The sequence below is a fragment of the Kitasatospora sp. NPDC056800 genome (assembly GCF_042789775.1).
Lineage (GTDB): Bacteria > Actinomycetota > Actinomycetes > Streptomycetales > Streptomycetaceae > Kitasatospora.
On the sequence record NZ_JBHUAL010000252.1, the window covers coordinates 1 to 12,768 of the forward strand.

8 protein-coding genes are annotated in these 12,768 nt (G+C 74.3%); 1 reads left to right on the forward strand and 7 read right to left on the reverse strand.

Translation table 11 applies throughout. The features are described 5' to 3' along the window. Positions 1 to 89: 89 nt before the first annotated feature. The 7 genes from trxA to ACFRQN_RS36365 all read right to left on the reverse strand — a co-directional run bounded on the left by trxA (position 90) and on the right by ACFRQN_RS36365 (position 10,831). Positions 90 to 416, reverse strand: a complete 327-nt coding sequence (gene trxA / locus ACFRQN_RS36335) for a thioredoxin (protein ID WP_049655857.1) — start codon at positions 414 to 416, stop codon at positions 90 to 92. 129 nt (positions 417 to 545) lie between these two features. Next, entirely contained in the window at positions 546 to 1,511 is a 966-nt protein-coding gene (trxB, locus tag ACFRQN_RS36340; RefSeq protein WP_049655859.1) for a thioredoxin-disulfide reductase, read from the reverse strand. Between the two features lie 173 nt (positions 1,512 to 1,684). After that, a complete protein-coding gene (locus ACFRQN_RS36345; RefSeq protein ID WP_380744799.1) occupies positions 1,685 to 2,677 on the reverse strand; it encodes a hypothetical protein in 993 nt (330 codons plus the stop codon). Further along, positions 2,674 to 3,408 carry an RNA polymerase sigma factor SigM gene (sigM, locus tag ACFRQN_RS36350; protein WP_380744801.1) on the reverse strand — a complete coding sequence of 245 codons (735 nt, stop codon included), beginning with the start codon at positions 3,406 to 3,408 and terminating at the stop codon, positions 2,674 to 2,676. The genes ACFRQN_RS36345 and sigM overlap by 4 nt, the downstream gene beginning before the upstream one ends. Before the next feature lie 45 nt (positions 3,409 to 3,453). After that, entirely contained in the window at positions 3,454 to 5,475 is a 2,022-nt protein-coding gene (locus ACFRQN_RS36355; protein WP_380744803.1) for a serine/threonine protein kinase, read from the reverse strand. Between the two features lie 303 nt (positions 5,476 to 5,778). Continuing rightward, positions 5,779 to 8,241: a murein biosynthesis integral membrane protein MurJ gene (gene murJ / locus ACFRQN_RS36360; protein WP_117488736.1), complete on the reverse strand. Its 2,463-nt coding sequence runs from the start codon at positions 8,239 to 8,241 to the stop codon at positions 5,779 to 5,781. Positions 8,242 to 8,299: 58 nt separating this feature from the next. Then, on the reverse strand, positions 8,300 to 10,831 hold the full coding sequence (locus ACFRQN_RS36365; RefSeq protein WP_074001893.1) for a DUF6049 family protein: 2,532 nt from the start codon (positions 10,829 to 10,831) through the stop codon (positions 8,300 to 8,302). A 367-nt stretch (positions 10,832 to 11,198) separates the two neighbouring features. Here ACFRQN_RS36365 and ACFRQN_RS36370 point away from each other — a divergent pair, with 367 nt between their 5' ends. Further along, a complete protein-coding gene (locus ACFRQN_RS36370; protein ID WP_049659839.1) occupies positions 11,199 to 12,623 on the forward strand; it encodes a CCA tRNA nucleotidyltransferase in 1,425 nt (474 codons plus the stop codon). Positions 12,624 to 12,768: the final 145 nt, after the last annotated feature.

Sequence of the window (12,768 nt, forward strand, 5' to 3'; positions counted from 1 at the left end):
ACCGCCGAGACGATCACGTCGTGCTTCGCCCGCTTCTCCGACTCCCCCCGAGGGGAGCCCCGCCTCCGCGCGGTCGACGACCGGAAGACCTAGATGAAGTCGGCCAGCTCGCGCAGCAGCGCGGCCTTCGGACGGGCACCGGTGATGGACTTCACCGGCTCGCCGCCCTGGTAGACGATCAGGGTCGGGATCGAGATGACGCCGTACTTGGCGGCGGTCGCCTGGTTGGCGTCCACGTCGAGCTTGGCGATGGTCAGCTTGTCGCCGTGCTCGGCCGCGATGTCCTCCAGGACCGGGGCGACCTGGCGGCACGGGCCGCACCAGGTGGCCCAGAAGTCGACCAGTACGGGCTTCTCGCTCTCGAGGACGTCCTTCTCGAACGTCGCGTCGGTGACTGTGGTGGTGGCGCCGGCCACGGGAACTCCTCGGGGTTCGGACGGAGGGGGCTGCTGCCAGGAGAACAACGGGTGGGCCCGTTCTGTTTCTGCCCGGCCGGGGCGGGGGTGTTTCACGTGGAACACCCCCGCGGGTGGAGCGGGAAGGGCTCAGACCGCGACGGCGGCGGCCTTGGCCTCCAGGTCGTCCAGCGCGGCCAGGTAGCGCTCGGCGTCCAGGGCGGAGGAGCAGCCGGTGCCGGCGGCGGTGATGGCCTGGCGGTAGGTGTGGTCGACGACGTCGCCGGCGCCGAACACGCCCGGGATGTTGGTCCGGGTCGAGGGGGCGTCGACCTTGAGGTAGCCCTCGGCGTCGAGGTCCAGCTGGCCCTTGAAGAGCTCGGTGCGCGGGTCGTGGCCGATCGCGATGAACAGGCCGGTGACGGCCAGCTCACGGGTCTCGCCGGTGGTGGTGTCGCGCAGGGTGACGCCGGTCAGCTTCGGGTCGCCGTGGATGGCCTCGACCGCGCTGTCCCACTCGAAGCGGATCTTCGGGTCGGCGAAGGCGCGCTCCTGCATCGCCTTGGAGGCGCGCAGGGAGTCCCGGCGGTGGATGATCGTGACGCTCTTGGCGAAGCGGGAGAGGAAGGTCGCCTCCTCCAGCGCGGTGTCGCCGCCGCCGACCACCGCGATGTCCTGGTCGCGGAAGAAGAAGCCGTCGCAGGTCGCGCACCAGGAGACGCCGCGGCCGGAGAGCTTGTCCTCGTTCGGCAGGCCGAGCTTGCGGTGCTGGGAGCCGGTGGTGACGATCACGGCGCGTGCCTTGTGCACGTTGCCCTCGGAGTCGGTGACGGTCTTGACGTCACCGGTGAGGTCGACCGCGACGATGTCGTCGGGGATCAGCTCGGCGCCGAACTTCTCGGCCTGGGCGCGCATGTTGTCCATCAGCTCGGGGCCCATGACGCCGTCCCGGAAGCCCGGGAAGTTCTCGACCTCGGTGGTGTTCATGAGCGCGCCACCGGCGGTGACGGCCCCCTCGAAGACCAGCGGCTTGAGGGAGGCACGGGCCGTGTAGAGCGCGGCCGTGTACCCGGCCGGGCCGGAACCGATGATGATCACGTTACGGACGTCGCTCACTGCTTCTCCTGGTTCGCATCGCGACCCGCGTTTGCTGCGGGGAGGGCGGTCCTGCTCCGCCGCCCGGGACAACGACTGACCAGTGTCTCGCATTCCCAGGCGGATCAGTACCAGCCGCCCGAAGTCCGGAAGCGGCGTGGCGGAGTTGGCGTGGATCGCATGGAAACCGCCGGTCAGTGGCTGGGAACGGCCTGGTGCAGGACGGTCGGGCCGCAGTCGGGGGAGCGCAGGTAGACGTCGACGAAACCGGGCCGGCCGGGCAGCGGGTAGACCAGGACGTCCACCGGGGCGCCCTGGAAGGTGCCCCGGTCGGTGGCCAGCGGGGTGCCGGAGGCCGGGGCCGGGCAGCCCGGCGCGGTGGGGGAGCCGGTGGGGGAGCCCGCGGGGGAGGGCGGGTCGGACTCCGGCCGGCCGCCGGCGGCGGGCAGGGCGCCCTCGGACATGGCGGGCCCGGTGGCCCGCAGCCCCGGGACGTTCTCCGAGCGGGCCAGCAACCGCTGGACCTGGGTGGCGAGTTCGTCCTCGCGGTAGTCGGTGCCGGCGGCCGTGTGCGGGGCGCGGGCGTCGTGGCTGTCGGCGGTGGCGGTCGGGGCGCCGCCCGCGCTGGCCGTCACCGTGCCGGACCGGTCGTCGGGCTGCAGCAGCAGCGCCCCGCCGAGTCCGAGGGCGGCCAGGGCGGCGGCCGTGCCGACCAGCAGGGCGAACCGCCGCCGCCGGGGGCGGCCGGGGCCGCCGGCCTGGCCGGACCGGCCGGCGGGACGCCCCGCGGGCCTGGAGAGCGGGGCGGAGGACGGCGTGAGGGGTGCCGTGGCGGTGCGTACGGGCCGGGCCGGGGCCTCGGGTCGACGGTCGGCCGCGGGGGCCTCCTGCGGCCGCTCGACGGCCTCGCCGGCGCTCCCGGCGGCTTCGGCGACGGCCTCGGCGAGTGCCGCGTCCAGCCGGGCGGCGACGTCGGCCGGCATCGGCGGGGTCTCGACGTCGCCGAGCAGGGCCCGGACCTCGGCGAGCGCGTCGACGGTCTCCCGGCACTCGGCGCAGCCGTCCAGGTGCCGCCGCAGCGCCTCGACGGTGGAAGGGGAGTCGACCAGGCCCTCGGCGAGGTCGGCCAGCTGCTCGACCGGGGGGTGGTCGTCGGCGGGGTCGGGGAAGGAGGGATGGGCGTTCATCGGGTGCTCACGTCTCCTTCCAGCATCGTCCGACCGGTGCTCTGCCCCGTCCCTGTGCCGGTGCTCGGCCCCGTCCCTGTGACGGAGCCGGGGCGCTTCGGGTTCCCGGGGGCGTCCCGGCGTGGCGGGGCCGAGCCGGGGGCGGGCGGTGTTTCACGTGAAACATCGGGCTCGCGCAGGTGCCGGACCAGGGGGAGGAGCCGGGCCCGGCCGCGTGCGCAGCGGCTCTTCACCGTGCCCACCGGGACGCCCAGCAGCTCGGCGGCCTCGGCCACCGGGTAGCCCTGCATGTCGACCAGCACCAGGGCGGCCCGCTGCTCGGCGGGCAGTTCGGCGAGCGCCGCGGTCAGCTCCCGGTGCAGCTCGGCCCGGACCACCGGGGAGTCGGCCGGCTCGGCGGCGCCGACCAGGGTGTCCAGCCGCTGCGGGTCCTCGTCGAGCGGGGTGGTGCGCCGGGTGGCGCTGCGCCGGGCGCGGTCCAGGCAGGCGTTGACCACGATCCGGTGCAGCCAGGTGGTGACCGCCGAGCGGCCCTGGAAGCCGGCGGCGGCGCGGAAGGCGGACACCAGGGCGTCCTGGAGCGCGTCGGCGGCCTCCTCGCGGTCGCCCAGGGTGCGCAGGGCGACCGCCCAGAGCCGGTCGCGGTGGCGGTCCACCAGCAGGCCGAAGGCCGCCCGGTCGCCGGCGACGTGCCGGGCGAGCAGCGCCGCGTCGTCGTCCGCCACCGTCACCCCCCTCTGCCGTCGTGCCGTCGTGCCGGGGCCGTCCGCCCCGGGTCAGCCGGAGACCTTGACCTCGGCGACGTGGCCCCGGTACTTGCCGTCGGCATCCTTCGCCAGACCGGTCAGCCAGATCAAGAGGTACCGCGTGGTGGTCGGGGAGTCGAGGGCGTACTCGACATTGGTCCCGGTCTTCTTGCCCACGACGGTGAAGGCGTCCGGCTTGGCCTGCAGCGGGTTGCCGGCGGCGGCCGCGGTGGGCACCCGCAGCTCCGCGGACTGCTCGCCGCCGGAGAACAGGACGCTCACCGAGGAGACCGGCTGCGGTGAGCCGAGGTCGATCAGCAGACCGGTGCCGGACTTGAGCGCGGGCGGCTTGGGCCCGAGCTGGTCGACGTACCAGCCGGTGGTCCAGGAGGTGTTCGCGTCGTTGTCGATCGCCTTCCCGATGCTCTCGGTGCCCTCGGGCCCGTCGCCCAGCGGGTTGTACGACTGCGCCTCCTTGATGGCGATCGACACCGGGTTGTGGGTGCTCGCCTGGGGGCTCGGCGCGGTGCTGCTGGCCGAGGTCAGCGGGGACGCGGTGGCCGCCCCGGTGTGGCGCAGGCTGTCGACGAACTGCCAGGAGGCGACGCCGATCGCGCCCAGCGCGACCGTCCACGCGGTGGCCTTGACCACCCGGCGCAGCCGCCGCCGGGTGCGGGTGCGCCGGGAGGGGGCCGGGCGGGAGGAGGCCGGCAGCGGGGAGACGGTGGTGTCGGCGACCCGGGTCGGGTTGGGCGCGGTGGGCAGCGCGTGGGTGTTGTGCCGGGGCGGGGCCGGGAAGGCGGGCAGCTCCGGCGCGGGCTGGCGGATCTTGGGCAGCTTGGCGATCGCCCGGACCAGTTCCTCCGGGGTGGTGATCGGCTGGGCGTGGTGCGGCGGCTGGTCGAACAGGGCCCGCGCGGCGAGCTCGGACAGGCCCTTGTGGACCCCGGCGCGGACCTGGTCCGGCGCGGCGTTCTGGAGGCCCTTGGGCAGGCCCTGGAGGTCGTAGCGGTCCTCCGGGTACGGCCAGCGGTGGGTGAGCGCGGCGAACAGCAGTGCGCCGATCGCGCGGGTGTCGGCCCGCTGGGCGTCCTCGGCGTCCTCGGCGGGCAGCCCGCGCAGGGCGGCGTCCACCGCGATGCCGTTGATCCGGTACTGGCCGCTGTCGGTGCGCAGCACGCAGCGCGGGGTGAGCCGCAGGTGGGCCTGGCCGCGCCGGTGGGCGGCCGCGACGGCGTCGGCGACCTGGCGGACCATCTGGTACGCCTCGTGCGGCTCCATCGGGCCGTTGGCGAGCAGCCTGGCCAGGTCGGAGGAGTGCGGCAGCCACTCCCGCACGACGTAGACCAGCTCGCCCTCGTGGACGGCGTCCAGCACCTGGACGAAGCGCGGGTCGCCGAGCAGGGCGGCGGACTTGGCCGCGGCCAGCACCTTGCGGGCCCGCTGGTGACCGGAGGCCATCAGGTGGACGCCGACCGCCCGGCGCAGCTTCTCGTCGACGGCGCGCCAGCTGCTGAAGGTCTCGGTCTGGGAGATGCACTCCTCCAGCCGGTACCGGTGGCCGATCATGTCCCCGCTGCGGCGCTGCGGGGCGGGGAGGGTGCGCGGGAGGGTGGCGGTGTCGCGCGGGTCGACCGTGGGCTGCGGGTCGGTGGGGCGGCGCGCGGGGCGGGTGGGCTCGGGGGCGGGCTTCTTCCGGGGGGACCCGGCGGCCAGTTCGGCGCGCAGCTCCTGGACCGAGAGCGGGGCGGTGATCTCCGAGGTCTCCTCGCCGGCGGCGGGCTCCGGGCCCGCGGCCGGCGCGTCGTCGCGGGCCCGGTCCTCGCCCCGGCCCTTCTCCCCGCCCTGGTCGGTGTTCTCGTCCGCGTCGGGGCGCCCGGGGGCGGCGGCAGCGGTGGGGGCGGCGGGGGCGCCCTCGCGGGCGTCCGCGGAGGTGCTCTCGCCGGCGTCGTCCGAGCCCGCGAGCTCGTCGATCGCCGCGGCCAGCGCGGCCTCGTCCGTCGCCGCGTCAGCTGCTGACGTGTCGACGACCGCCTTGGTGCCATCAGCCACCGTGGTCCTGCCTCCCCTTGTGTCGCCGCGGCTTGAGAGAGTCGCTGGAGCCCTAGGGTCGGCGGCCCTGTGCTCCAGGACAATTGTGCCCACTCTTCTCCACCGGGTACGACCGCTGAGACGTCCGCTCGGTTGCATACGGGTGGAGAGATGTGGTGCAGATCCGACACCTGGTCGCCATCCGGCGGTCGGGCGGACCCGAACCAACCGGTGGCCCAGCACTCGGCCGGACGAGCGGAGGAGCCTTCTGCTCCGGTTGACGCCCGGTCAGGGCGCCCGCTCGTCCGGCCGGTGGTCGGGCGGTCAGCGGCCCAGTCGGCCGCGGACCATGCCCAGCATGGAGTTCAGCTCCTCGATCCGCAGGCGCTTCGCGATGAGCACGAAGACCGCCAGCTGGAGGCCGCCGGCCACGACCAGGGCCGCCACGCTGCCCGGCCAGCCGCCGAGCACCTGCTGGACGCCCAGGCTGGCGCCGAGGCCGACCAGGGCGGCCGGGACGCAGGCGGCGGCCAGCCGGCTGTACGTCCGGCCGATCCGCTTGGTGTCCAGCCCGCCGATCCGCTTCTTCAGCTTCGGCATCGCGACCATCACCCCGATGGCGTAGGCCAGGCCGTAGCCGAAGGCGAGGCCGGTCACCGTCCACTCGGAGGGCAGCACCAGCCAGCACAGCAGCGCGAAGCCGGCCTGGCAGGCGGCGACCCAGACGGTGTTGTAGAACGGCGTCCGGGTGTCCTCGTAGGCGTAGAAGCCGCGCAGCATCACGTACTGGGCGGAGTACGGGATCAGGCCCAGCGCGAACGCGGAGAGCATCAGACCGACGTTGGTGGCGTCGTTCAGGACGGTGTCGTTGCCGCCGATCGCGTAGATCGCCCGGCCGACCACCGGGCCGAGCGACAGGAACAGGAAGGCCGCCGGGACGACCGCCACCGCGGTGGTGCGCAGACCGTAGGAGATGTCGTCGCGCACGGCACCGGCGTCCTCGTCGGCCGCCGCCCGGGAGAGCCGGGGGAGCACCGCGCTCATGATCGAGACGGTGATCACGGCCTGCGGGAGCTGCCAGATCAGCAGCGCGTTGGAGAACGCGGCCAGGCCGACGCCGTTGTGGCCGGCCGCCGCGGCGGCGGCGCCCGCCTTGGTGGACAGCTGGGTGATCACCAGGTAGCCGGCCTGGTTGGCGAGCACGAAGAAGAACGTCCACTTGGCCAGCCGGGCGGCCTTGCCCAGGCCGTGGCCGCGCCAGTCGAAGCGGGGCCGGAAGCGGAACCCGGCGGCCCGCAGGTACGGGATCATCGCCAGCGACTGGACGCCCAGACCGATCAGGGTGCCGAGGCCGAGCAGCCGCACGCCCTCGGGGGAGATGCCCTCCGGGGTGACCTGGGTGGTGCCGAACCCGCCGTAGACCCAGATGTAGGCGGAGAAGGTGAAGATCACCACGATGTTGTTCAGGACCGGCGTCCACATCATCGCGCCGAAGCGGCCGCGGGCGTTGAGGATCTGGCCCATCACCACGTGGATGCCCATGAAGAAGATGGTCGGCAGGCAGTAGCGGGCCATCGCCACCGTGGTCTCGGCGCGCTCCGGGTTGGCCATCATCGGCTGGGCGATCAGCCGCACCAGCACGGGTGCCCCGAGCACCGCCAGGAAGACCACGCCGCCGAGCCCGACCATCACCAGGGTGAGCAGCCGGTTGGCGTACGCGGTGCCGCCGTCCTCGTCGTTCTTCATGCTGCGCACCAGCTGCGGCACGAAGACCGCGTTCAGCGCGCCGCCGCCGATCAGGATGTACAGCAGGGTCGGCAGGGTGTTCGCGGCGTTGTACGAGTCACCCATGATGCCGACGCCGATGGCCGCGGTGATCACCATGGTCCGGACGAAGCCGGTGCCGCGGGAGACCAGCGTGCCGGCCGCCATGATCGCGCTGGAGTTCAGCAGGTTGGAGACCTTGCCGCCGCCGGCCGCCTTGCCGGGCTCGGCGGCGGGGGCGGGCGCCTGCTCGGCGGCCCGCTCCTCGGCGACGATGTCCGCCAGCGGCTCGACCGCCGGGGGCACCGCGACGGCGGCCACCTGCATGGTGGCCTCCGCCTCGGAGAGCGGCGGGTCGAACTCGATCGGCGGCACGAAGTGCTGCTGCCCGCCCGGAGCGGCGCCGTACGGGGGCTGCCCCGGGTGGCCGCCCATCGGCGGGTACGGCGCGGGGCCGGGCGGCGGGCCGGGCTGGGGGGCCGGGGCGGGCTGCGGGACCGGCGGCTGGACCGCGGCCTGCGCCTCGCGGCCGCCGAACAGGCCGTCCACCCCGACGTACTCGGTGGTCTCGGTGTCCCAGGCGGAGTGCGCCGGGCCGGGCTGCCACTGCTGCCGGGGCTGCTCGACGCCGCCCCAGTGGCCGCCGGCGGCCTGTGCCGGGGCCGGCTCCTGCGGCCAGGCGGGCTGCACCGGGGTGTCCCAGCCGGGCTGCACCGGCGGCACCGGGGCCCCGAAGTGCTCCGGGGCCTGGTACGGGGTCGGCGGCACCGGCGTCGGGTAGCCGACGCCCTGCGGCGGCAGCTGCGGCGGCACGTCGTACGCGGCGGCCGGCGGCTGGGGCGCGGCGGGCCGACCGGCCCGCAGACCGTACGGGTCCTGGCCGTCCTGGGGGTTCCCGTACGCGTCCACCGCGTACGGGTCCTGGGCGTAGGTGTCGGCCACGTACCAGTCGCCGGACGGCGACTCGGCGCCCGGCCGGCTCTCACCGCGGCCCGACGGCCGCTCCTCGCTGCGCCCGGTCATGTCACCTCTTCGCTGTCGTGGGGGGAGGCCGGCCCGGCAAGGCAGGGGGTCGGCGGTATCAAGGACCAACCTTCTCATCACCGGCGGCCCGATCCCGGCCATCCGGGCTGCTGCCACGCGGTGTCTGCGCGGGACCGTCACCAGGGGTGTCGTCCGTCCCGTCGGTCCCGTCCGCCGCCGGGGCCCCCTCCGCGGTGTCCTCCGCCGGGGCCCGCGGGGCGGGCTCCGCCGCCGCGGCGCCGCCCGCGGCCGGGGCGTCCCCGAGCGGGGCGTCGCCGACCGGCTGGTCGCCGTCCTCGTGCGGCTGCCCGCCGAGGCGCTTGCGCTGGCGCACGAAGCGCAGCGCGGCCAGCAGCAGCAGGACGCCGGCGCCCGCGAAGACGTACAGCACGCCGTTGGTCACCGAGGTGACCTCCACCGTGAACTTCTGCGCCTCGCCGTACGGCCGGGAGTCGGGGCCGGTGGTCCACAGCTGGGCGGTCATCGCGACCGGCCCGTTGTTGTGCGCCTCGGCGTTGAAGCGCAGCGTCACGCTCTGCGAGGCCGGGAGGACCAGCTCCTCCTCCTTGCTCACCCGCAGCCTGTTCGGCTGGGCCGAGGTGAGCACCAGCTTCAGGTTGGTGACCGTCTGGGTCAGGTCGTTGCGGACGCTGACCTGGAGCAGGCCGGACTCGCCGGCCAGGGTGACCACGTTCTTCCTCGGCACCTGGACGGCCTTGGTCAGCTCCTTCAGGTACCCCGTGACGCCGGCCCGGTAGGTGCTCCCGGCCGGCGGCTGGCTGCGCCACTCGGTGGACAGCGAGCGGACCATCGCGGCGCTGAACGGGCCGCGCACCCGCTGCGGCAGGGTGAGCACCCGCATCAGGGTGTCCAGGTCGTGCTGGATGTCGTCGGTGCGGCTCAGGTCGGCCGCCGGCAGCTCCGAGGCGCGGATCTGGGTCGGGTAGTCGGTGGGCGCCGGGACGGCGGTGTTGGCCTTCGGGTCGGCCGCGGACTGGGCCACCGCGTCCAGCTTGACCGAGGAGATCCACTTGCCGTCCGCCGTCTGGAGGGCGTTCGCCAGCGCCTTGGCGCCGGCGGTGCTCAGCTCGCGGGGCGGCAGGACGAGCAGCCCGCGCTGGTTCTGCGGCTGCTCGTGGGTGATCGCGAAGGTCTCGGCGAGGAAGCGCTGGGTGGCGTCGGTCTGCGCCTGCGGGCTGCTCAGGTCCTTGTCGAAGAGCGCGGAGACGGTCTCGTCGGCCACCACGGCGCTCTGCCCGCCGCCGATCGGGCGGACCGCGGTCGGGGTGTAGGTGAGCGAGTCCGGCTCCGGCATGCTCGCGCCGTCGACCAGCACCAGCCCGTTGCCGGACTGCTGGGCGAGGGCGGCGATCTGCTGGTCGAGGTAGCCCCGGTACGGCCAGGCGACGTCCGAGCGGGTGTCCACGGAGAGCCGGCCCTCGACGGTCAGCCGGCCGGCGGTGGACGCCTTGCTCAGCGCGGTGGTCATCCCGGCCAGGTCGGAGCCGTTGTGGGCGATCGAGGCGAGGTCCGGGTCGGCGTACGGCAGCGAGACCACCTGGCTGCCCGGCTTGGCGACGGCGGCCCGCAGCTTGTCCAGCCAGGCGACGGCGGCGGCCGAGGCGGGCACCTGGACGGTGTTGTCGTCCTTGGCGGACTTGCCCGCGGCCTCGGTGCCCGGCTTCTGCACCCGGTAGGGCTTGGTCATCGCGAGCGCGGCGTCCAGCAGGTCCGGGTCGATCACCCAGGTCAGGCCGTTCAGCTTCGCGCCGGTGTCGACCAGCTCGTACAGCCGGCCGCCCGGGGCGAACTCGCCGGCCAGGCTGTCGTCGCGCAGCACCGGGGTCGGCTGGTCGCTGTTGTCGGCGGTGGTCTGGGCGGCCAGCACCGGCGCGTGCACCAGCGGCCAGATCGTGGCGACCTTCGTCGGCTGCGCCTCGGCGCCGCCCGGGTTGTACGGCAGGAAGGTCCGGGCGATGCCCAGGGCGCGGTCGCGCGGGTTGTCGCCGGTCCCGCCCCAGGCGTCCACCGCGAGCTCGTACGCGCCGCTCGCGGAGAAGCCGAGGTCGCTCACCGCGACGCTCAGGGTGTACGGCTGGCTCTGCCCCGGGTTCAGCTCCGGCAGGGCGTACTGCGGGCTGTCCAGCTCCACGCCGTCCTTGCTGTCCGGCGTGGAGCGGTCGGCCACGTTGGCCAGGTCGCTGCGCCGGTCCAGCGGTTTGCCGGAGTACGGCTTGCGGACGGCCGCGTGGGCGCCCTTGATCGCCGACTTGCCGGCGTTGGTGACCTGGCCGGTGATCGTCACGATCCCGCCCGGGGCGGCCACCTGCGGGTTCAGCGTGTCGATGGTCATCACCACCGGGTACTCGGCCGTGGCGGTGGAGTCGCCGGCCGGCCGGACGTTGCCGCCGGCGGGCAGCGCACCGGCCGGGGAAGCCGTGAAGAGGGTCAGGGCGGCCGCGCAGGCGGCGGCCAGGCGCCGGCCCGCACGGCGCGCCCGGCGGGCCGGATGGCGCCCCCCGGCGGGGCGCTCGGCCCGTCCAGGCTGTCGGTGCGCCCCCAGGCCCGAGTGCCGTGCCGGCTCACTCACTCGCTTCGCCCTCGCCGTTCTCGATCGTTCGCTGCTGATGCTGTCCGTCCGGCGCGGTCCGCCCGACGGTCTTCGCTTGACTCTGGTGGAGCTCTTCGCCCGACGCCGTCGCCGCACCGCTGCCACGGGGATCCCGCGGACGGCGGCGGCACGCGGCACCGCATCCCCTGTCCGGTGCCCGAGACTCGTCCACCGGCATGGTAACGATGCAGCCCGCGGCGCAGTGTTGCGGGCTGTGGGGTGAGACGCCCAGAACGCGCGGGCGGTTGACCTGTCGGGGCACGTACCCTTGTGAGCCGTGTCCACTGCCAATGAGCCCACCGCGCGCACCGACCGTTCCAGCACCGACGTCCAGGTCGTCCCAGGGCTGAGCGAGGCCCAGACGCTCGGCCTCCAAGAGCTGCTGCGGGTGTCGCCGGTCGCCGACGAGATCGCCAGCCGGTTCCAGGCGGCCGGTCACCGGCTGGCGCTGGTCGGCGGGTCCGTCCGGGACGCGCTGCTCGGCCGGCTCGGCAACGACCTGGACTTCACCACCGACGCCCGTCCGCAGCAGGTGCTCAAGCTGGTCAAGGGCTGGGCGGACGCGGTCTGGGACGTCGGCATCGCCTTCGGCACGGTCGGCGCCCGCAAGGACACCCCCGAGGGCTCCTTCCTGATCGAGATCACCACCTACCGCTCCGAGGCGTACGACCGCACCTCGCGCAAGCCCGAGGTCAGCTACGGCGACACCATCGGGGAGGACCTGGTCCGCCGGGACTTCACGGTCAACGCGATGGCCGTCGACCTGCCCGGCCGCGGCTTCGTCGACCCGCACCACGGCCTGGAGGACCTGGAGGCCCGGGTGCTGCGCACCCCCGCCACCCCCGAGGAGTCCTTCTCCGACGACCCGCTGCGGATGATGCGGGCCGCCCGCTTCGCCGCCCAGCTGGACTTCGACCCGGCGCCCGAGGTGGTCGCCGCGATGACCGCGATGGCCGAGCGGCTCACCATCGTCTCCGCCGAGCGGATCCAGGCCGAGCTGAACAAGCTGCTGCTGGCCAAGCACCCGGTGAAGGGCCTGCGGCTGCTGGTCGACACCGGCCTGGCCGGGTACGTGCTGCCGGAGCTGCCCGCGCTGCGGCTGGAGCGGGACGAGCACCACCGGCACAAGGACGTCTACGAGCACTCGCTGACCGTCCTGGAGCAGGCCATCGACCTGGAGCAGGACGGCCCGGACCTCACCCTGCGGCTGGCCGCGCTGCTGCACGACATCGGCAAGCCGCGCACCCGCCGCTTCGAGTCGGACGGCCGGGTCTCCTTCCACCACCACGAGGTGGTCGGCGCCAAGATGACCCGCAAGCGGATGCGCGAGCTCAAGTACTCCAAGGAGCTCACCGAGGACGTCTCGCGCCTGGTCGAGCTGCACCTGCGCTTCCACGGCTACGGCGGCGGCGAGTGGACCGACTCCGCGGTGCGCCGCTACATCACCGACGCCGGGCCGCTGCTGGAGCGCCTGCACAAGCTGACCCGCTCCGACTGCACCACCCGCAACAAGAAGAAGGCGGCCGCGCTCTCCCGCACCTACGACGGCCTGGAGACCCGGATCGGCGAGCTGAAGGAGCAGGAGCAGCTGGACGCCGTCCGCCCGGCGCTGGACGGCAACCAGATCATGGAGCTGCTCGGCCTCAAGCCCGGCCCGCAGGTCGGCAAGGCGTACAAGCACATGCTCGAACTCCGGCTGGAGCACGGCCCGATGGAGCACGACGAGGCGGTCGGGGCGCTGCGGGCCTGGTGGGCCGAGCAGCAGGGCTGAGCCCGGCTCCGGACGGCGCGACGGCGCCACGGGAGCTCCGGGCACGACGAGAGGGGTGGCCCCGGCCGAGCGCCGGGGGCCCCCCCCCACCCGACACGGCAGGCTTGATATGTAGAATAAAAGCCCCAAAAGACAGGCGGGGGAT